Below are 21,672 nucleotides of genomic sequence, written 5' to 3'. Positions count from 1 at the left end.
ATCATGCAACAGATCAATTTGGAACAAGTCAAAGTTGCTGTGGTCGGTGCTGGAACCATGGGGATTGGCATTGCACAACTGGCAGCCATGCACGGGCATCCGACCTATGTGTTTGATCTCGATCGCAGCAAAGTTCAGAGTGCCTTGACTGCTTTAGAGGCGCAGCTGAGCAAGCGCGTACAAAATGGCAAAATGACCCAGCAATTGCTGGAGAGTACCTTCGCCAATCTGATTGTGGCAGAGGACATTCAGCAGCTTGCCGATGCGGGCTTAATTATTGAAGCCATTGTTGAAAAGAAAGAAGTGAAGCAAAACCTGTTTCAACAGCTGGCTGCCATTTGCCCGGAACAGACGATTTTTGCGTCTAATACTTCTTCAATTTCCATTACCGCAATTGCCTCGGCGATTCCACATCCCGAGCGAGTGATTGGTCTGCATTTCTTTAATCCGGCGCCGGTGATGAAACTGGTCGAGATTATCCGCGGACTGAAAACCTCAGCAGCGATTGCCGATGCAGTATTTGATCTGATGAAGGACTGGAACAAGGTTCCGGTGCGAGCCAAATCGACCCCCGGTTTTATCGTCAATCGTGTCGCACGACCTTATTATGCCGAGGCCTTTCGTGCCTTGCAGGAAAATGCCACCACCCCGGAACAGCTCGATTACATCATGCGCGAATGTGGCCGTTTTGCCATGGGGCCGTGTGAACTTACAGATCTGATTGGGCAGGATGTGAATTTCTCGGTCACACAAAGTGTCTATCAGGAATTTTTCTATGAGCCACGCTACCGCCCGTCCTTGATTCAAAAAGAACTGGTCGATGCCGGTTGTTATGGTCGCAAGTCCGGTCAGGGTTTTTATGATTACGCTCAGGCCAAGCCTGCACCTGTATATGAATTGCCAGTGTGTTATGCCAAGTCGCTGAATAAGCTCAAAGTCACAGTAAAAGGTGAATGGCTACATTCCTCAGTACTGATTGAACGTTTAAAACAGGCCTCTCATGTAGAGCTGAGTTTTCAGGCAGCAGAACAGAATGAAATCCTGATTGGTGACCTTTCTCTGCGATTATCGCTTGGCGAATCAGTTGAACTTACCTATCCGCATGAGCCTGTGGTGTTGATGGACTGGCATTCAGATTGGACAAATGCTCAAGCGATTCCAGTCGTTGCATCACCGGCGTGTAGTGCTGAACAGTGCCAGGCAGTGGAGCTATTCCTCATAGGTATGGATATGATACCTATTTGGTCTAAGGATCATCCCGGTCTTTATGTTATACGTAGTATTGCCATGTTGGTGAATGAAGCCTGTGAAGCGGTACTGCATGATATCGCATCAGAACAAGATATTGATTCTGCTATGAAATATGGCGTGAATTATCCTTGTGGTCCATTCGAATGGGCAGATAAAATTGGATATTACACAATTTTACAAATTTTAGAAAATATGTATCGTATTTATGGTGAAGACCGCTATGGAACTAGTATATATTTAGCAAAGAAAGCGGTGCAGGGACATGCACAGAAAACTCAGCAGCAACCATTACGCGTTGCTGGCTAAAAGGAAGAATCATGGAACAGGTTTATATTTTTGATGGAATTCGCACCTCGATCGGACGCTATGCCGGTGGACTGAGCAGCATTCGTGCTGATGATCTGGCAGCGCTACCGATTCAATATCTGAAAGATCAGCATCCTGCCTTGCCATGGGCAGAACTGGATGAAGTGATCTTGGGCTGTGCCAATCAGGCCGGTGAAGATAACCGCAACGTGGCGCGTATGGCTGCTTTACTCGCAGGGTTGCCTGAATCTGTTCCAGCGCTCACCGTGAACCGCTTATGTGCTTCAGGTCTGGATGCCATTGGACTGGGAGCCCGTGCCATCAAATCGGGTGAAGCACAATTTGTTTTGGCGGGTGGCGTAGAATCCATGAGCCGAGCGCCTTTCGTGCAATCCAAACCTACGACTGCCTTTAGCCGTACCCTTGAAATTTATGACACCACCATTGGCTGGCGTTTTATCAACCCAAAATTTAAAGCACAGTTTGGCGTTGACAGCATGCCGGAAACGGCCGAAAACGTCGCTGAAAAGTATCAGATTAGCCGTGCAGACCAGGACCTGTTTGCCTATCACAGCCAACAGAAAACCGCAGTAGCCCAGCAGAAGGGTATTTTTGCCGAAGAAATTCTGCCAGTCGAGGTTAAAGGTCCGAAGAAAAGCACTCTGACCATTTCCCAAGATGAGCATCCGCGCGCAGAGACGACGCTGGATAATCTGGCCGCCTTAAAAACCCCATTTCGTAAAGAAGGCGGCTCAGTCACCGCTGGCAATGCTTCGGGTGTTAATGACGGGGCGGCTTGCGTATTACTCGGCAATCAGCAGTTTGCTGAGCAGTATGGTTTGCGCCCGAAAGCTAAAGTGATTGGAATGGCCAGTGCCGGTGTGGAAGCCAAATATATGGGCATTGGGCCGGTGTCAGCAGTACATAAAGTCTTGAAACAAACTGGCCTGAGTCTGGAGCAGATGGATGTGATCGAGCTGAATGAAGCATTTGCAGCGCAATCGCTGGCTGTGATCCGTGAACTCGGCTTGCAAGACGATGATTCCAGAATCAACCCGAATGGCGGTGCCATCGCCTTGGGTCATCCGCTGGGTATGAGTGGCACCCGTTTGGTGATTACCGCCATGAAAGAATTAAAACGTCGTAATGGTAAATATGCACTCTGCACCATGTGTGTGGGTGTTGGTCAAGGTGTTGCACTGGTTTTAGAAAATATGGATTAAACACATCATTCAATCAATGAATTAAACCGTGGTCAGGAAGACTGCGTCAGGAGTAAGAATATGAATAACAATGCAATGGAAAAAATTGAAAAAGTATCAGTTGATGAGTTACGCAGTGTTCAGCTACAGCGTATGAAAAAGACGTTGCAACATGCTTATCAGAACAGTCCGGTTTATAAAAAGAAATTCGATGATGCTGGCGTGCATCCAGACGATTTTAACTCACTGGAAGACCTGGCGAAATTCCCGTTTACCACCAAACAGGATTTACGCGATAACTATCCGTTTGGTATGTTCGCTGTTCCACAGGAACAGATTGTACGTGTGCACGCATCTTCTGGCACCACCGGTCAGCCGACCGTAGTGGGTTATACCCAAAATGATATTAATGTCTGGTCAGACGTGGTGGCGCGTTCCCTGCGTGCAGCCGGCTTGAGCAGCAAAGATATCATCCAGGTGTCTTACGGTTATGGTCTGTTTACCGGTGGTTTAGGCGCGCATTATGGCGTTGAACGCTTGGGTGCAACCGTGATTCCAATGTCTGGCGGACAAACCGATAAACAGGCGCAACTGATTCATGACTTTAAACCGACAGCACTGATGGTCACGCCATCTTACTGCCTGAACATTATTGAAGCGCTTGAGAAGAAATTTGGCACAGCCAAAAACTGTTCGATTAAAACCGGCGTCTTTGGTGCAGAGCCATGGACCAATGAAATGCGCAAGGAAATTGAAGAGCGTCTGGGCATTGATGCCCTAGATATTTATGGTCTGTCAGAAGTCATGGGACCGGGCGTGGCGATGGAATGTCTGGAATCTAAAGATGGCCCAACCATCTGGGAAGATCATTTCTATCCTGAAATTATCCATCCGGAAACTGGCGAAGTGCTGCCAGATGGCGAACTGGGTGAACTGGTCTTTACCACCATTACTAAAGAAGGCATGCCGGTAATCCGTTACCGTACCCGTGACCTGACCCGTTTATTGCCAGGCACGGCACGCACCATGCGCCGTATGGACAAGATTGTCGGCCGTAGTGATGACATGATGATTATTCGTGGGGTCAATGTCTTCCCATCACAGATTGAAGAGCAGATTTTACAGATCCAGCAACTGATTCCGAACTATCAGATCCAGATTTGCAAACAGGGACATCTGGATACATTGCATATCCGTACCGAAATGCGTAAAGATAGCAGTGACATTATGGCGCACCAGTTGGCAACTCAGCTGAAAAGCCAGATTAAAACCATGGTCGGAATCACCGTAAGTGTCGAAGTGTTGCCTGAAGGGAGTCTGCCACGCTCTGAAGGCAAGGCACAGCGCGTGTTTGATATCCGCAAGTCTGCATGAAGTACTATTGGATGATAGCCAAATGGTCTATCATCCAGTTTCTATAAGGTAAAGTTAAACGCAATGAATCCGAAATTAAAACAAATAATTGATGACTTTATTCAAACTGAAGCACTCAGCGGAACCTCATTAATCATGACCATCTTTGGTGACTGTATTTTTCACCGGGGTGGCATTATCAGTCTGGCCAGTCTAATTCAGCTCATGGATGTCTTCGGATTTAATGAACGATCGGTACGGACTGCCGTATTTCGTCTGGTCCAAAATGGCTGGCTGATGTCTGAGAAAATTGGTCGCACCAGTTATTATCGCGTAACCGAAAGCAGCCGCCAGCGTTTTATTATGGCGGATCAAAAAATTTACAGTTTTCAGCATACCGAATGGGATCAGAAGTGGGATCTGGTGCTGCTCAGTTCAGTGGAACTGGAAAATAAACTGGTTCTGAAAAAAGAACTGGAATGGCTGGGCTTTGCCAATATCGCCACTAATGTCATGGCCTATCCGGGCTGTGATCACCAGAAACTGCAAAACCTGCTGCTGAACCTGAAAATGACCGACCAAGTCGTGGTGTTTAAGGCCGAAACCTTGCAGCTCTGGCAGGAATCCTATCCAACCGTGAAACGCATGGTTGCCACCAACTGGCCGGTGCAGGAACTGCATCAGCGCTATGAAAAATTTATTGCGGATTTCCGGGAATTCTTTCATCTGGTGGAACAGGAAGATGAGCTGGATCCGGTTCAGGCCTTTCAGTTGCGTATTTTGCTGATTCATCAATTCCGCCGGATTTTATTAAAAGATCCGAATCTGCCTTTTGAATTATTGCCATCCAACTGGCTTTCCCTGAATGCCCGTAATCTGAGCAGTAATTTATATCAAACGGTGGTTGCGGCAGGGGATGAGTTCTTTATGGAGATCGCCCGAACTTCGGAAGGTTCGATGCCGCCGGTACATCCACAATTTTATAAACGTTTTGGCGGTTTGCGACTGGAAGCCGTTAGCTAATCTAATTCTGCATTTTTAAAGGAATAAAATAATGCCGTGTTATGCCATTGATGGGGTGATTCCTGTGGTCAGCCCTCACGCTTATGTGCATCCGCAAGCCGTTCTGATCGGGGATGTAGTGATTGAAGAGGGCGTATATATCGGGCCTTTCGCTACTTTAAGAGCCGACTTCGGCGGGATTCACATCCAGAAAAATGCCAATGTTCAAGATTCCTGTACCATCCATGGCTTTCCCGGTAGCGTCACGCTGGTCGAAGAGTATGGCCATATCGGACACGGCGCGATTTTACATGGCTGTATCATTCGTAAAAATGTACTGGTCGGCATGAACAGCGTGATTCTTGATGAAGCCGAGATTGGTGAAAATACCATTGTTGGTGCTAATAGTACGGTTAAAGCCAAGGCCCAAATTCCGGAAAATTCATTGGTACTCGGTAGTCCAGCACGGGTCATCCGTCCCCTGGACACCAAAGAAATTGCTTGGAAAAGCAAAGGGACACAAGAATATATTCAGCTGACAGAGCGCTGTCTTTCCTCAATGCAGGAGGTCAGTCCTTTAACAGAAGTCTCCAAAGACCGGCTCAGTTACAAAGCGTTTAAGGCAGATTATCAGATCAAGCAGAATAGCTTGAATGACTAAGTTAAGAACATGATTCTATTAAATAGATGAATTCTGCATTTTAAAAACAGGAAGTAACTGAAACCAAATTCCAACTGCATTCCCTGACCGTCTATTTAGACTGAAATAAAACTGGTCTGGAAAGCATATATATGGAAAATAGGGAATTTAAAGATCATTTCTCCCAGCAGTCACAGGACTATGCTTTGTTTCGTCCGCATTATCCGGATGCATTGGGAAAGCTATTGGCAGAGCTGTCACCAGGTACTAAATTGGCTGTAGATGTCGGCTGTGGTTCTGGACAGCTTTCAGAAGTTTTGGCGAATTACTTTGATCAGGTGCTTGCTATTGATGCGAGTGCTGAACAGCTTGCCCAAGCCAAACCGCATCCAAAAATTCAGTATGGTCAGGCACTCGCTGAAAAGATTCCGTGTGCTGACCAGAGTGTTGATCTGATTTCGGTGGCTCAAGCAGCGCATTGGCTCGATCTGGAAAAATTTTACGCAGAAGTTCGCCGGATTGCTAAACCCAATGCCATTCTGGCTTTAATTAGCTATGGCGTATTCAGTGTGGATGAGCCCCATCTGAATCATTATTTTAAGCATTTTTATGAAGTCACGCTTGCACCGTACTGGCCACCTGAACGTCGCCATGTAGATGAAGGATATAAAAATTTACCATTTCCATTTCAGGAAATTGCGACTCAGCCACCGGTATTGCAGGTTGAATGGAATTTTTATCAGTTAATTGGTTATATGAGTACTTGGTCAGCCGTGAAAGCAGCAACTCAAGCACTCGGACATAATCCATTAAATGTACTGGCAGATGCCTTATTGCCAGAATGGGAAGATCCAGAATTGCCCAGAGTCATTCGCTGGCCATTATCAGTGCGTGCGGGGCGTATAATCGTTTAAAAAAATATTAGAGCTAGAATCTGTTTATTGAACAATGAATTGAATATTCACGGCTCAGAATTATCGCCCTAGAATCATTTCCAGCACAAATTTAGAACCAATAAAACCCAGTGCCAGCAAGCCAAAACCGAGTAGGGTAAAGCGCACAGCTTTTTGGCCACGCCAGCCAAACTTCCAGTGTCCAATTAATAGTGAACCGTAAACAAGCCAGGAAATGATACTGAACGCCGTTTTATGTGCCAGATGCTGAGCAAAGAAATTGTCGATAGTAAAAAAGCCAAAGCCCAAAGCGAGGGTAAGTAAAACAAAACCGGTCATCAGCATATCAAACAGCAATGATTCCATGTCTTGATAAGAGGGTAGCAAACTGACCCAAACGCGGCGTTTTTGCTTCTTTTTCAGCTCACGATCCTGAAAGCGTAAAATTACGGCCTGAATAGTCGCCATGAGCAATACCGCATAAGCAGACAAAGACAGGATAATATGAATATCCAGACCCAAAGAGTTTTGTGTGATGATTTTTGCAGGCTGAGTAAACGCAAAGCCAAGAATTAATCCGGTCGCAGCCACCGGAATCCCGATCAGGTTCAGGGCAATAATTGGACGATAAGTACTGTAAATAATGCTGAGTAACAGCATCAGACCAGAGGTAAAGGAAAACAGGGCAAAGACATCATAATTGATGCCCAGCGGGGTATGCATATCGCCATATAAAACCAGCGCATGCAAGCCCAGTCCAAGCAGTGCGGTTAGCGAGACAAACCATTGATTAGGAGCACGTTTAGACATTAAATGAATGAACAGATACCAGAAGGAAGCGGTGTAAGCGACTAATGCTAAGATCGTATAAACCAAGGGGAGGCTAACCATGTCAAACCTTTTTAAGGGTGATGAATATTCATTTATATAAATTCGCTGCGAACTACAGTATCCTATAGCATTCTATGCATAAATTTTCTATTTTAAGAAACAATTTTTTGCTCATGGCTATTTTAAGCGGATTTTGCAATGTTTGATACCTTAACAGAACGACTCACGCAGAGTTTAAGAAATGTTACTGGCTCAGGGCAGCTAACCGAAGACAATATTAAAGATACGTTACGTGAAGTGCGTATGGCGCTTCTTGAGGCCGATGTTGCGTTACCTGTAACTCGTGAATTCATCGCGAAAGTTAAGGAAGAAGCATTAGGCCAGGAAGTGATGACTCAGTTATCTCCTGGGCAGGCTTTTGTCAAAATCGTTCATGACGAATTGACCAAAATGATGGGCGAGGCCAATGAAAGCCTCGACCTCACTGCAAAACCACCTGTGGTTGTCCTGCTGGCAGGCCTGCAGGGTGCAGGTAAAACAACAACTGCAGCGAAACTTGCACGCTTCTTACAAGAACGTCAAAAGAAAAAAGTCGCGATGGTCTCTGCCGATGTGTATCGTCCGGCTGCGATCAAACAGCTACAGACTGTCGCGGGTGAAGTCGGTGCGATTTTCCTGGAATCTAGCGCAGACGAAAAACCGATTACGATTGTGAATCGCGCGATTGAACAGGCAAAAATCCAGTTTGCCGATGTGCTGATTGTCGATACGGCAGGTCGTTTGCATATCGATGATGACATGATGGGTGAAATCAAAGAGCTGCATGCAGCGATTAACCCGACTGAAACCCTGTTCGTGGTCGATGCCATGACCGGTCAGGATGCGGCAAACACCGCCAAAGCATTTAATGATGCCTTGCCTTTAACTGGTGTGATCCTGACCAAAACTGATGGTGATGCGCGCGGTGGTGCAGCGCTTTCAGTACGCGCGATTACCGGCAAGCCAATCAAATTCTTGGGTATGGGTGAGAAACTCGATGCCTTGGAGCCATTCCATCCTGAGCGTGTTGCACAGCGTATTCTCGGTATGGGTGATGTACTTTCTTTGGTCGAAGAACTTGAACGCAAGGTCGACAAAGAAAAAGCCGAAAAAATGGCGAAAAAACTGCAAAAAGGCGGCAGCTTCAACTTTGAAGACATGCTGATGCAGTTTGAGCAGATGAACAAGATGGGCGGCATGATGGGCTTCCTGGACAAACTTCCTGGCATGAGCAATGCCGGTCTGCAAGATGCGTTGGCGCAAGCCAATCCTGAAAAGCAGGTCAAGAAAATGGAAGCGATTATCCAGTCGATGACCCTGAAAGAGCGCCGTAATCCAGACTTGATGAACCCAAGCCGTAAAAAACGTATCGCAGCAGGTTGTGGTATGGAAGTGGCAGAAGTCAACAAGCTGATCAAGCAACATGCCCAAATGGCCAAGATGATGAAAAAATTTGCCAATCCATCCGGTATGGCAAAAATGATGAAGTCATTTGGCGGTTTGCAGAAACAGTTTGGTGGCGGCGGTGGTATGGGTCCATTGTTCGGCGGCAACGACAAGAAATAAGTTTTATTTTAAAAAAAGGCGCAATATGCGCCTTTTTTTATTGCGAATAAATAGTCAAACCGGTTTAAACAAAACAACATTTACTTACCCAAAATAAAAATCCGATCAGGCAGACTCAGGAGCATGAGCACAAAATAAAGAGAAATTTCAAATGAACCAAGTAATTGTCGTACATGGTTATACTGCAAGCCCGGAAGAAAACTGGTACCCATGGATTCAGGAAAAAGCCCAACAGGAAAATGTCAGTTTAAAAGTCCTCCGGCTGGATCCATCAACTACACCGACACTGGACACCTGGGATCAGCAAATGCGTGAACAGATTGATGCAATTGACGAGGACAGTATCTTTATCGCACATAGTTTGGGGACTGTGGCCGCATTGCATTACTTATCCAGAGAATTAAAACAGCAGAAGATTCAGCAACTGGTACTGATCGCAGGATTTAATGGCCGGCTGGGTCGTCTGGATGAAGTGAACCCTTTTATTGATGCCTCTAATATCGATTTCGATTTGCTGAAACAGCAGATTGCAGAGCGTGTGGTGATCTACTCTGAAGGCGATGATCGGGTTGCGCCTGAATTTAGTCTGCAACAGGCAGACAGTCTGGATGCAATTGTGGTGAATGCCAAGCATCATGGGCATTTTATTGATTCTCAAGGTTGTACTGATCTGCCGGAGCTCTGGAAAGTGATCGAGCCGTATCTGATTAAATGTTAAATTTAGGCATGTTATTGTATTCGCTAAATTTTAAAATTTAACATGAGATGGCGTTCAAAAAGAGACTTGAATTCCATCTCCAGACTGGTTAAAACTTATTTTTTGTCGACGCAATTTGCGTTCAATGATAATAAGTAAATCACTATGAAAAATATAATAAAGAAAGTCTATATCGTGCCGGATTATCAGGCGACCTCCAATGATCACTGGTATCCTTGGCTGAGTCGCCAGCTTAAAAATGCCGGTTTTGAGTCCAAGCGGATTATGCTGGCCAACCCTTTTCAGCCTGATTTAGAAGAGTGGCAGCAGAATCTGAAACTGCACATTCCGCAGATGGATGAACATACCTTTTTAGTTGCACATGGCCTGAGTTGCGTCAGTGTTTTAAACTTTTTACAGGAACATTATATTCAGCAGCAACGCAAGATCGGCGGCATTATTCTGGTCTCGGCCTTTGATACGCCCTTGGTGGCCTGGTCAGAACTGAATAAAATACTGCAGGCCGTCCGGCTCGATTTGAAAAACTTACCCTATAGCTATAAACGTGCGGTGATGCTGATCTCCAGTAATGATCCCTATGTGCCTGCACCGATTTCCTTGCGTTTAGCACATAGCCTGAATGCACAAATTTTTGAGATCAAAAAAGCTGGACATTTTAACAAGGCTGATGGTTTTGCCGAATTCCCCCAATTGCTGGATATTATCAAACAGTGTCTGGCAAATGAGCTGCAAAATGCTGCAGGCCTTTAAGCAAGAGATCAGGTTCAATCCGGGGCTGGTACTGAGCGAGATGCTGCGCAAATAGCGGGGCATCTCCACCAGTTAAAACCAGCTGTGCTGGAAAATCATGTAGTACTTTCTCAATCGTGCTCAGCAGACCAAGTAGGATGCCATGATGGACAGCATCGATGGTATTGCGTCCAGGATTGAGTTCAGAAAAAGCGGCATCCGGAATTTTAATGCCTTTGGTATTCTGAATTAGGGAATCACGTTGCAAGTACAGATTCGGCAGAATAAAACCACCCAAATGTTGTTGTCCTTGCGCCAAATCAATGGTCAGTGCCGTACCACAACTAATTACACAGTAATTTTCATGCGCTTGAGTCGCAACAGCAAGTACCTGTAACCAGCGGTCAATCCCCAGCTGAGAAGGTTCATCATAACCACAGATCAGACCTGCATATTCTGCCTGTACTTGAGCAAAAATCACTGGAATATGCAGGCTTTCTAAAATGCTGAGAATGCGCTCATTATTGATTTTATCTTGCACAGAGGATAGACCTACCTGATGCAAGCCCAGCGCTTTGAAATGCTGGATCAGGCCAAGTAACAAATCAGCAGGAGACTGTAAATGTAATTCCGCTGCCTGTTCAATAATCTGATCATGCTCGGTAATCCAGTATTTAAGCCGGGTATTGCCGATATCCAACCATAATTTTTTCATTGCTGTATGCCTGTTCATCTACCATTTTTAAGGCGGAGCTGTCCCTGATAAAAGGTCTGGATTCCCTGATCGGTCAAAATCTTGACCGCACCATCGTCCTGAATCCCGAGAAAAGTACCGGAATATTGCCCTTGCACATCGGTAAATTCAACCGTTTGTTGCATAAATGCAGCCGATCGATTAAAACGCGCCGCCAGATTCTGACTGCCATAATTAAACCATTGCCCGGCTTGCTGAATCGCCAGATATAACTGGGCAATCAGTTCGACTCTTGAGGTATGCGATAATCCCAACTCGTTCAAGGAGCTAACCTGCTGATCTGGAAGTTCAGTGGGCAGAGGATCGATATTTAAACCGACACCGACCACCACCTGTGTGGATGAAATCGGCTCGACCAGAATACCACCCCATTTTCCGTGCAGGCTATACAGGTCATTCGGCCATTTTACTTGTAATTTTAGCCCTTGCAGACTGGGCATTTGCAGGATATTTAACGCAATTTCCAGCGCCAGACGACCATCGATGGGTTTTTGTGTATGCAGCAATGTGCTTAAATAGATGTTCCCTTCAGGTGATATCCACTGACGTTGACGCTGTCCACGGCCTTGGGTCTGCACATGACTGCACACTAGAACCTGCTGTACCCCCTTCGTTGCCAATTCGCGCACATCATCATTGGTCGATCTGGTAATCGGTTTGATGAGTAATACTTCCGGGAGTTGGCCTGCATCGCTTAATCGTTGTTGCAGTTCACGAGTTTCTACATCCATTTGAATCTAAACGTGGTAAATATCGTTATGGAGTTAATCATATATTTATTGATTGGTGCAATTGCCGGATTCACCGCAGGCCTGTTTGGGGTCGGTGGTGGTTTGATTATTGTGCCGATCCTGTACATTGTTTTTACCCAGCTCCAGTACGATCCCAGCGTGATTATGCATATGGCGGTGGGTACTTCCCTGGCAACAATTATTGTGACTTCTATCAGTTCGGTGATGGCACATCATCAACGAGGGGCTGTACTATGGCCCGTATTTCGTAATCTGGCGCCAGGTCTGGTCATTGGCTCTTTCCTGGGTGCGGGGATTGCCGATTATTTATCTGGTCAGGGTTTGCAGTTGTTGATCGGTTTCTTTGCGGTCTGGGTGGCATTTAGAATGTTCAGGGGAGCACATATTCAGATCGATCCGAATCAAAAATTGCCTTCAACCCCGGTACAAATTGCTGCAGGTGGTGGAATCGGTGTGGCATCAGCGATCTTTGGGATTGGTGGGGGAAGTCTGACCGTTCCATTTCTGAATCGCTGTGGGATCGTGATGCAAAAGGCAGTAGCGACCTCTGCGGCTTGTGGATTACCGATTGCAGTCGCAGGTGCGTTGGGGTTTATCTGGTTCGGTAAACAGGCGCAGGTCACCGTGCCAAATACCATTGGCTATATTCATATTTATGCCTTTATTGGTATCAGCATGATGAGTTTTTTCACGGCCAAGCTGGGGGCAAAAGTGGCACATCTGCTTTCACCGGCCGTATTAAAAAAATGTTTTGCTGCACTACTGACTACCGTCGGCCTGTATTTTATTTATCAAGGTTTTATGGCCTGATTTAAACCTTTTAGGTTGGACTGATGTACCGTATTAGGAGAATAGATGACTATTCTCCTTTTTTATGAGCCTAAGTTGGCTATATAGACATAAGATTGTCTGACAATGTCAAAGTATTTATGGATAAAAACCCGTTTAATAGCCACATAGTCCAAATAAAGGGCTAAACCAGTATCCATAAAAATAAAGACAGGAACGGTATGCCATTAGAACAAGCGCAGAGTTTGTCTGAGCAGATTGCCAAGCACATTAGCGAACAGATTATCCGCGGTGAACTGGTCGAAGGCGAACGTATACAGGAGCTCAGGATTGCCTCGGAGCTTGATGTCAGTCGGGGTTCGGTTCGTGAAGCCCTGCTTTTGCTGGAACGCACCCAGCTGATTGAAATTTTCCCGCGCCGGGGAGCGATTGTCTCGGAAATGTCCGCCTTGCAGGTGCGTGCCTTATTTGACATGACCTCGTTATTGCTCGGGCAGATGGTGCATCGTATGGCGGAAACCTGGCGGGTGCATGAAGCTGAGCGCATTCAGCTATTATTAGAGCAATTGGAAGCAGAAACCCGCCAAGGACACACTGAAAAGTTTTATGATCTGATCTTTCAGGGCATGGCCCAGCAGCATGAGATGGTCGGGAATCCTTATCTGATGCGCTACTATCAGGAACTGCTGCCTTCTTTGCGTCGGAGCTATTTTCTGACCCTGAATATTTCCAGACGCGAGTTACAGGAATCTTTTGACTTATTTAAACTGGTCACTGAAGCAATTTTGATACGAAAAAGCCATCAGGCCACTTTATTTATGGAAGATTTTTGTCGACACTTGCGCAACCTTGTGTTGGAATCTCTGACACGGATGAAACAAATTGAACTCGCGTGGGCCAGACGCTCACGACGTTAAATCAGGACATTATGCGTTTAAGCAGTTTAAAACTTTCAGGCTTTAAATCTTTTGCCGACAGTACCACTTTACATTTTAAAGATAATCGTACTGCGGTCGTGGGACCGAATGGTTGTGGTAAATCCAACGTCATTGATGCCATACGCTGGGTCATGGGCGAGTCCAGTGCGCGTCAGTTGCGTGGTGGCAGCATGCAGGATGTCATCTTTACCGGAACTGCCAAGCGTAAACCGGTGGGCATGGCCAGTGTAGAACTGCGCTTTGACAATACCTATGGCAAGCTGGGCGGTGCTTATAATGCCTATAACGAACTGGCGGTACGCCGTCAGGTCAACCGCGATGGCAAGTCCGAATATTTCCTGAATGGCAGCAAATGCCGTCGTCGTGATATTACCGATATTTTCCTGGGTACCGGTCTTGGTCCGCGTTCCTATGCGATTATCGAGCAGGGCATGATCAACCGTCTGGTCGATGCCAAGCCCGATGAAATGCGGGTCTATATTGAAGAAGCGGCCGGAGTGTCGCGCTATCAGGCGCGTCGCCGTGAAACCATGCTGCATCTGGATCACACCACACAAAACCTGTCGCGTCTGGAAGATATCGCCTCCGAACTGAAATCTCAGCTAAAAACCCTGAAACGTCAGTCGGAAAGTGCGATTCAATATAAAGAACTGGAAGGGCAGATCCGTACCATCAAGATCGAAATTCTGTCTTTTCAATGTGAGCAAAGCCAGCGCTTACAGCAAGAATATACCCTTGAGATGAATACGCTCGGGGAAAACTTTAAGCTGGTACGTTCCAAACTGACCACCGTTGAACATGATTTGGGCAGCACCAGTGAACTGTTCCAGCGTCTGATTCAGCAATCCACCCCTTTGCAAAGCGAATGGCAACAGGCTGAGAAAAAACTGGCTGAACTGGAAATGACCCTGCAACAAAAGCAGTCTTTGCTGGAGCAGAATTCCACCAGTCTGGTCAAACTGGAACAGCAAAAAGCCCAGACTAAAGAGCGTTTGCAGTTGATTGAACTGCAACTCGAAACCTTGCAGCAGCAATTTGAAGATCAACAGGCACAATTGCAACAGCAAGATGGCCAGACTCAGACGCATAGTCAGAATCTGAGTGAGCTCAAATCCCAGCAGAGTTCAGTAGCAGCGCAATTCGCACAGATTAAAACTCAGGTCGAACAGCAGCAACAGCGTAAATTACAAATGCTGGCTCAAAGCGAGCAACTGGCAAAGAATATTGAACGGATTGAACAGCAGAAACAGACGCTCCAACAGCAAAATGCACAGATCCAGCAACAGGCGCAGCAAGATGAGCTGGTGCAGTATCAGGCAGACAAAGCCCAGGCTGAACAGCAAATCGTTGGCTATGAAATTCAATTAACAGATTTAAGAACTCAATTCGAGCAGATTCAGGAAGAGCAGGCGAGTCGTCAACAACAGCTGATGCAGCTCAAATCTGAAATTCAGGTCCTGCATTCAGAAAAGAAAAACCTGAGCCAATTACTGACCAAAGCCAACCCAAATGCTAAGAGTGATGCGGTCCAGTTGATGCATGTGCTTAAGCTCAATGATGCAGGCAAAGGACATGCCAGCCTGATCGAAAAGTTTCTGGCCAAGTGGCTGTCTGCCCAGATTCTGGCAGAGGGCGAGCACTTCCTTGAAGATCGTGCACGTCAGTTAAAACAACAGGCTGTTCAGGATAAAATTCAGATTGCCAATACGATGTGTCTGGCCGACTGGATTGAATCTCCGCATTATTCACTGTGGCAGCAAGTTGGAGTCGTAGATACATTAGCACAAGCATTACCGCTTCAAACTGACCTATTACAAGGCCAGACATTACTGAGTTTGGATGGCTATCAGGTTGGGTCAGACTGGGTCATTGCGCTGGACTATGATGAAGCCAGTCAGGCCGGACAAGGTGCATTGAGTCATCGAATCCGTCTGGATGAAATCGAGCAGCAGCTTGCGGAACTTGAACCTAAGTTTATGCAGCTGGAGCAGCAGTTACCTGAATTCGCCGATCAGGTTAAAGCTTTGCAAAACCAGATTCAGAGTATCAGTGAGCAGCACAAGCATACCCAAAAGCAGCTGCAGCAACTCGATATTCACATTGCCAAAGTACAAAGTAGCGCTCATGCTTTCGCCTTGCAAAAGCAGCAATTACAGCATCAGTTACAACAACTGGATGAGCAGCTTGAAGAAGATGCCATGCAGAAAGATGATCTGGAAATTGACCTGCATGCCTTGAATATCAAGCTGGAACAGGCGCTACCAAATTATAAAACCCTGCAATTCCAGCTTGAAGAATTGAGCGCTCAGTTGGATGACTCACAGCAGCTCAGTCAGCAAGCGCAGCAGGAACTGGAAGTGCTGCGCCGGCAAAATGTGCAAAGCCAGCAGCAGATCGAATTGCTGGAAAAAGATCAGGTATTCCTAAAAGAACAGTCTCAACAAATTACTGCACAAATCGAGCAGGCCAAAAAGTTTGTCGATCCGGTACAGCTGGAATTACCTGCTTTACAGAGCCAGTTCAATGAACAGGCGCAGATCACTGAAAAACTGCAAAAGACTTGGGCCGACTGGCAGATTGAATTAAATCAGGTGCAGAGCAAACAGCAGCACTTGACCGAACAGCGTCACAGCTTCCAGCAGCAGGATGAAAAACTTCGCACTACACTGGAAGAAAAACGTCTGGCTTGGCAGGCAGCCAAATCTGATTTGCAGCATTATTCTGAACAACTGAAAGAATTGAATAGTGAAGTAATTTCCGGGCTGGATATTGATGTTAAAGCACATCAGGCGAAACTGGAAAAAGCTCAGGCTCAGTTTGATAAACTCGGTGCAGTCAATCTGGCGGCTTCTGAAGAATATGAAGAACTGTCAAAACGTTATGAGGAACTGAGTCACCAGATGCAGGATCTGGAAAATACGGTTGAACAGCTACAGGCTGCGATGAAAAGTATTGATCAGGAAACCCGTAAACTGTTTATGCACACGTTTGATCAGGTCAATGCTGAGCTACAAAACCTGTTCCCGAAAGTGTTTGAAGGTGGTGAGGCGAGTTTAAGCCTTGAAGATGGCTGGCAGTCGGGGGTAAAACTGATGGCCCGACCACCGGGTAAACGAAACAGCTCATTGGCCTTACTCTCTGGTGGAGAAAAGGCCTTAACTGCATTAGCATTGGTATTCGCGATTTTTCGCTTAAATCCGGCACCATTTTGCGTATTGGATGAAGTCGATGCACCCCTGGATGATGCTAATGTGGGACGCTTTTGTAATTTAGTCAAAGAGCTTTCTGAACACGTGCAATTTATTTATATTACCCATAACAAACTTGCAATGATGATGGCGACTGATCTTTTAGGTGTAACCATGCCTGAACCGGGAACATCAAAATTAGTGACAGTTAATTTGGAACAGGCAAAAGAATACGGCCTAGCTGCGGAGGTATAATATGGAAATCACCACCATTATCGGGATTGTTATCGCAATTGTGATTATGCTGTTTGGTATAAGAATGCTGTTCAAAAAACCTGTGGAGGCTGTACCTTCACTGGATGCCAACCTGCATATCGACCCGGATAGCCAGACCCCGATCATTCCAAGGCATGTACGTTCTCAGTTGGCACAACAGGATGTCGAATCTGATCGTATCGAGCCAAGCTTGGGTATAGATGAACCGGCTCCTGAAAAGCCTTCCGCCTTTCGCAAGGCTGAATCAACTCCGGTTGAGCCAAAAGCAGTCGAAACTCCTGTAGCTGCCCCGTCAACAGAAGCTGAAGTAGTGGAAAAGTCGGTAGTCACGGCAGCAGATGTTCAACAGGTAGAAGCGGAACAGAAGAATAGCCAGATTGAAACCAAGGAAGAAATGCCTGAATTCAGCCTGAACAGCAACATCGAAAAAGCAGAAATTTCTGAATTTAATGATGAAAGTAGTATTCTGGATGCACATCTGCATGAGCAAAAAATAGTGGATGAAGAAAGTGCTTTGTCCAATGCTGAAACCATTATTTCTTTGCATATCTATCCGCAAGGCCGTGTACTTTCAGGTGATAAAACCCTGAAAGTTTTACTAAAATATGGCCTGCGTTATGGCGAATTGGCCTGTTTCCACCGTTATAGTGAAGACGGTTCAAAACTGCTGTTCTCGGTATTGCAAATGACCGATACTGGAATGGAAGGCTTTGATCTGGAAACCCTATCAACTCAGGAAGTGAAAGGTCTGGCATTCTTCCTGGCTTTACCGCATAGCGATGTACAAAATGCGTTTGATACCATGGACAGTATTTCACGTTTGATTGCCCGTGAAGTCGATGGTCTGGTCTATGATCAGAACCAGCAGGAATTTACTCCACAATTACGTGAATTCTGGCGCCATCAGGCTATTGATTATCGTGCTGGACAAGGTACGGAAGTTTAAGCCTGCTTTGTTCAATCTCCAAGTTGAATCTGTAGACTGCAATTTTTATAATAGCCAAAAGCTGAATATTCTACAGGGCGGATTTTCCGCCCTTTTTTATGGTGAAATTATGACCCAAGATGCCACTGTCATTGCGCAAATGCGTCAACTGATTCAACTGCTTGCCAAGCATAACCATGCTTATTATGTGATGGATCAACCGAGCATTGAAGACAGTGAATATGATCAGCTCTTTCATCAGCTCAAAGCCTTAGAACAACAATATCCTGACCTGATCCAGTCCGATAGCCCAACCGATAAAGTGGGTGGACAGGCGCTTTCAAAATTTGTGACTGTAACACACGCCGTGCCGATGCTGTCATTAGGCAATGTCTTTAATCAGGAAGATCTGCTGGCTTTTGCCCGTCGTATTGAAGAACGTTTGCCGAATCAAAAAATTGAATATGATGTTGAACTAAAATTTGATGGTCTGGCGATTTCACTCTGGTATGAGCATGGCGTACTGACGCGTGGGGTGACGCGCGGCGATGGGGAAACCGGTGAAGACATCACCCAGAATGTCAGAACCATTCGTAACCTGCCGAAACTTTTATCTCCGGTGAATGGCATTATTCCCGATTTGTTAGAAGTACGCGGCGAAGTGTTGATGCCAAAATCCGGTTTTGAAAAACTGAATGCAGCCAATGCCGCCAAAGGTGAAAAGACCTTTGCTAATCCGCGTAATGCTGCGGCAGGAAGTTTGCGTCAGCTGGACCCGAATATTGCTGCCTCGCGGCCATTGGCTTTTTATGCTTATGGGATTGCTCAGTGCGTGCCGCATCATGGACAAACCACTATGTCCGCCAGTCTGGAATGGTTACATCAGTTCGGTTTTGCGGTTGGCGAGCGTCACTTTATCTGTGACAGTATTCAGGACGTGCAAAAGGTCTACGAACAGATCATTGATGAGCGTGCCAGTCTCAGTGTCGAAATCGATGGCATGGTAATCAAGGTCAATGACCTGAAACAGCAACAACAGCTTGGTTTCCTGAGCCGTGAACCGCGTTGGGCCACCGCCTATAAATTTCCGGCAGTTGCAGCACTGACTACGGTAGAAAATATTAATTGGCAAGTCGGTCGTACTGGAACATTGACGCCGGTTGCGCGTTTAAATCCAGTTGCTGTCGGTGGAGTAACAGTTTCCAATGTGACGCTGCATAATATTGGCGAAATTCACCGTCTGGATGTGCGTATTGGCGATACAGTTAGTGTTTATCGTAGTGGCGATGTGATTCCTAAAGTTGAAAAAGTCTGGCCGGAATTTCGCCCGGTTGATGCAGTTGAAGTGCATTTGCCTGAGCAATGTCCAGTCTGTGATTCACCCGTGGTGATGCCGGAAGGTGAAGCATTGGCCCGTTGCTCTGGCGAACTCTATTGTGCTGCGCAGCGGATCGAAACCATTCGTCACTTTGTGTCGCGTAAGGCCATGGATATCGAAGGGCTGGGTGATCGCTGGGTAGAGTCACTGCTACATCTAAATCTTTTAAAAGATGTCTCAGATATTTACCATCTGCATGAACATCGTGAGACTTTGCTCGGTATTGAAAAGATGGGCGCCAAATCGGTTCAGAATCTTTTGGATGCCATTGAAAACAGTAAAAAGACCACACTGGCTGCTTTTATCTATGCACTCGGTATTCGTGGGGTGGGTGAAACTACGGCGCGGATGCTGGCCAATACTTTCCAGACGCTGGATGCCTTGCGTCAGGCCGATCTGGAGGCTTTAAAGAAAACTCCGGATGTAGGTGATATCACTGCGGAATGGATTCTGGATTTCTTTCAGGCACCGCATAATCTGGAAGTTCTGGATCGTTTACTGGCTGCCGGTATTCACTGGGATGCACCGATCGCACCGACTCGTCAGCCGTTAAACGGCGAAAGCTGGGTGGTCACCGGGACTTTAAGCAGTATGGGACGAGATGATGCAACCCAGTTATTGCAAGCCTTAGGTGCACGAGTCAGTGGCAGTGTATCCAGCAAAACCAAATGTGTGGTTGCGGGTGAAAAAGCTGGCTCAAAACTGGATAAAGCAGAAAAACTTGGTATTCCAGTGATCAATGAACAACAGTTTATTGGCTTGATGCAAGACTATGGTCAGCTTGAAGCCTAAATCTCTGCACATTTCATGAAAGAATAAGAGTTAAAAAAGCCACCTTCGGGTGGCTTTTTGCATAAAAAGATTAAGGAATATATTTTTTCACAACACCATCATCGAGTAGCTGCTGGAAATGTTCAACCAGACTTTCTTTCACCGGACGATACTCAATGCCGAGCTCATTTTTACTTTTCTGGGCATTAAAGAAAATTGGATAACCCATATTTAGCTCTACAAATTTGCGGCTAAAACCTGCTACAGGTCCGAACATTTTGAAAGCTGCCTTCGGCAATTGATTGCGCGGGAACGGAAACTTATTGCCAAAATATGCCCGTAGAATTTGGCCCATTTCCAGCAGGCTCAAGCTTTCACTACAAATGATATAACGGCCATGCGCTTGCGGATTAAACGCCGCACGGATATGCGCTTCAGCGACATCCTGAACATCGACGACGCCATTCCACATCGGCGGGACACCAAGCAAAGTCATGCCGTTGGCAAACTGTTGCAGGACTTCTACACTACCGGATTGGGTATTTGGCGTTAAGGATTGACCAAAAACCAGTGCCGGATTGATACAGACCAGATCCCAGCGATCCTGTGCTTCAGCCATTTCCCAGGCTTTGCGCTCTGCCATGACTTTGGAATAAGGATAAGGCTGATGTGTGGCCGAACTGGTGGTATTCCAGTGTGATTCATCAAAACTGTTATTTTTAGTTTGTAGAATATCAATGGCATCGCCATAGGTGGATGCGATACTCGATGTCACGATCACGCGTTTCACTGCTTCAGTCTGATTGACACTATTCAGTACATTTTCAGTGCCTAATACCGCAGGTTCGATAATATCTTTGACTGCATCTTTATAGTTGGTGACCACAAAAGGTGAGGCCATATGAAAGACAATTTCACAACCTTGCATCGCCTGATCAAAAGAACCCGGGCTTAATAAATTGGCCTGAAATAACTTGAGAGTTCCCGGTGTGCTGTCGGCAATTTTTTCTAAATGGGCAAAGCTTTTACTTTTATTTAGGTCACGTACCGTGGCATGTACAGTATAGCCTTGCGTGAGTAATTTCTGGATGACCCAGCTGGCAATATAACCCGATGCACCGGTAACCAGAACAGGCGCTGTTGTTTGTGGATGTGTCATATCGGAACCGTTGTTGTTTTAAATTTGTGTGAATGATAAGCGAAATTTAAGCATGAAGTACGCCAATGCAGTGATGTTTATACAAAAAGAATGAATCTGTCTGGTCAAAATTAAGATTTACAAATTTTAACGCATGTGTTTATTTGCCGGTTTTAGGTTATTGGCAAGCGTAATGAAAATGCAAAGTGTTGTTTTATAAATGGGATTTCATT

The 21,672-nt window shown here is 46.0% G+C and carries 18 protein-coding genes; 14 read left to right on the top strand and 4 right to left on the bottom strand.

Going from position 1 to position 21,672, the window contains the following annotated elements; genetic code table 11:
* Window positions 1-3 precede the first annotated feature (3 nt).
* The 6 genes from NI468_RS08895 to NI468_RS08870 all read left to right on the top strand — a co-directional run bounded on the left by NI468_RS08895 (window position 4) and on the right by NI468_RS08870 (window position 6,668).
* On the top strand, window positions 4-1,557 hold the full coding sequence (locus NI468_RS08895; protein ID WP_216986573.1) for a 3-hydroxyacyl-CoA dehydrogenase: 1,554 nt from the start codon (window positions 4-6) through the stop codon (window positions 1,555-1,557).
* 11 nt (window positions 1,558-1,568) lie between these two features.
* Complete coding sequence (gene pcaF / locus NI468_RS08890; RefSeq protein ID WP_216986574.1) at window positions 1,569-2,780, top strand: 3-oxoadipyl-CoA thiolase; 1,212 nt, start codon at window positions 1,569-1,571, stop codon at window positions 2,778-2,780.
* Window positions 2,781-2,840: 60 nt separating this feature from the next.
* Window positions 2,841-4,133, top strand: a complete 1,293-nt coding sequence (gene paaK / locus NI468_RS08885; RefSeq protein ID WP_004279191.1) for a phenylacetate--CoA ligase PaaK — start codon at window positions 2,841-2,843, stop codon at window positions 4,131-4,133.
* A gap of 63 nt (window positions 4,134-4,196) precedes the next feature.
* Entirely contained in the window at window positions 4,197-5,135 is a 939-nt protein-coding gene (gene paaX, locus NI468_RS08880; RefSeq protein WP_004279192.1) for a phenylacetic acid degradation operon negative regulatory protein PaaX, read from the top strand.
* A 31-nt stretch (window positions 5,136-5,166) separates the two neighbouring features.
* Window positions 5,167-5,775 carry a DapH/DapD/GlmU-related protein gene (locus tag NI468_RS08875; protein WP_004730677.1) on the top strand — a complete coding sequence of 203 codons (609 nt, stop codon included), beginning with the start codon at window positions 5,167-5,169 and terminating at the stop codon, window positions 5,773-5,775.
* A 131-nt stretch (window positions 5,776-5,906) separates the two neighbouring features.
* On the top strand, window positions 5,907-6,668 hold the full coding sequence (locus tag NI468_RS08870) for a class I SAM-dependent methyltransferase (protein ID WP_004279194.1): 762 nt from the start codon (window positions 5,907-5,909) through the stop codon (window positions 6,666-6,668).
* A gap of 60 nt (window positions 6,669-6,728) precedes the next feature.
* Here NI468_RS08870 and NI468_RS08865 read toward each other — a convergent pair whose 3' ends face one another.
* Complete coding sequence (locus tag NI468_RS08865) at window positions 6,729-7,538, bottom strand: cytochrome C assembly family protein (protein ID WP_004730673.1); 810 nt, start codon at window positions 7,536-7,538, stop codon at window positions 6,729-6,731.
* 138 nt (window positions 7,539-7,676) lie between these two features.
* Between NI468_RS08865 and ffh the strand changes: the two genes are divergently transcribed.
* From ffh to NI468_RS08850, 3 genes are all read left to right on the top strand, one after another.
* Window positions 7,677-9,083, top strand: a complete 1,407-nt coding sequence (gene ffh, locus NI468_RS08860) for a signal recognition particle protein (protein ID WP_216986575.1) — start codon at window positions 7,677-7,679, stop codon at window positions 9,081-9,083.
* A gap of 151 nt (window positions 9,084-9,234) precedes the next feature.
* Window positions 9,235-9,801 carry an RBBP9/YdeN family alpha/beta hydrolase gene (locus NI468_RS08855; protein ID WP_216986576.1) on the top strand — a complete coding sequence of 189 codons (567 nt, stop codon included), beginning with the start codon at window positions 9,235-9,237 and terminating at the stop codon, window positions 9,799-9,801.
* Between the two features lie 144 nt (window positions 9,802-9,945).
* The gene (locus tag NI468_RS08850) at window positions 9,946-10,551 is read left to right on the top strand and encodes an RBBP9/YdeN family alpha/beta hydrolase (RefSeq protein WP_004730669.1); all 606 of its coding nucleotides are present in this window, start codon (window positions 9,946-9,948) and stop codon (window positions 10,549-10,551) included.
* On the opposite strand, the gene NI468_RS08845 is transcribed toward NI468_RS08850, so the two are convergent.
* Both NI468_RS08845 and NI468_RS08840 read right to left on the bottom strand, forming a co-directional pair.
* Complete coding sequence (locus tag NI468_RS08845) at window positions 10,505-11,245, bottom strand: type III pantothenate kinase (protein WP_004730667.1); 741 nt, start codon at window positions 11,243-11,245, stop codon at window positions 10,505-10,507. The genes NI468_RS08850 and NI468_RS08845 overlap by 47 nt on opposite strands.
* 14 nt (window positions 11,246-11,259) lie before the next feature.
* Complete coding sequence (locus tag NI468_RS08840; RefSeq protein WP_004730665.1) at window positions 11,260-12,015, bottom strand: biotin--[acetyl-CoA-carboxylase] ligase; 756 nt, start codon at window positions 12,013-12,015, stop codon at window positions 11,260-11,262.
* Between the two features lie 27 nt (window positions 12,016-12,042).
* Here NI468_RS08840 and NI468_RS08835 point away from each other — a divergent pair, with 27 nt between their 5' ends.
* The 5 genes from NI468_RS08835 to ligA all read left to right on the top strand — a co-directional run bounded on the left by NI468_RS08835 (window position 12,043) and on the right by ligA (window position 20,322).
* Complete coding sequence (locus tag NI468_RS08835; RefSeq protein WP_004730663.1) at window positions 12,043-12,846, top strand: sulfite exporter TauE/SafE family protein; 804 nt, start codon at window positions 12,043-12,045, stop codon at window positions 12,844-12,846.
* A 200-nt stretch (window positions 12,847-13,046) separates the two neighbouring features.
* The gene (locus NI468_RS08830; protein ID WP_004730660.1) at window positions 13,047-13,742 is read left to right on the top strand and encodes a GntR family transcriptional regulator; all 696 of its coding nucleotides are present in this window, start codon (window positions 13,047-13,049) and stop codon (window positions 13,740-13,742) included.
* Between the two features lie 11 nt (window positions 13,743-13,753).
* The gene (gene smc / locus NI468_RS08825; protein WP_216986620.1) at window positions 13,754-17,206 is read left to right on the top strand and encodes a chromosome segregation protein SMC; all 3,453 of its coding nucleotides are present in this window, start codon (window positions 13,754-13,756) and stop codon (window positions 17,204-17,206) included.
* Window position 17,207: 1 nt separating this feature from the next.
* Window positions 17,208-18,173, top strand: coding sequence for a cell division protein ZipA C-terminal FtsZ-binding domain-containing protein (locus NI468_RS08820; protein ID WP_071851439.1), 966 nt, complete (start codon window positions 17,208-17,210; stop codon window positions 18,171-18,173).
* A gap of 109 nt (window positions 18,174-18,282) precedes the next feature.
* Window positions 18,283-20,322, top strand: coding sequence for an NAD-dependent DNA ligase LigA (ligA, locus tag NI468_RS08815; RefSeq protein WP_071851490.1), 2,040 nt, complete (start codon window positions 18,283-18,285; stop codon window positions 20,320-20,322).
* A 70-nt stretch (window positions 20,323-20,392) separates the two neighbouring features.
* Here the strand turns inward: ligA and NI468_RS08810 are convergent, their stop codons facing one another.
* On the bottom strand, window positions 20,393-21,460 hold the full coding sequence (locus NI468_RS08810; protein WP_153566851.1) for an SDR family oxidoreductase: 1,068 nt from the start codon (window positions 21,458-21,460) through the stop codon (window positions 20,393-20,395).
* Window positions 21,461-21,672: the final 212 nt, after the last annotated feature.

Origin of the sequence: Acinetobacter lwoffii (genome assembly GCF_024129355.1) — a bacterium.
GTDB lineage: Bacteria > Pseudomonadota > Gammaproteobacteria > Pseudomonadales > Moraxellaceae > Acinetobacter > Acinetobacter lwoffii_I.
The sequence above is the reverse complement of the archived record's forward strand: the minus strand, read 5'-3'. Positions and strand labels throughout refer to the sequence as shown.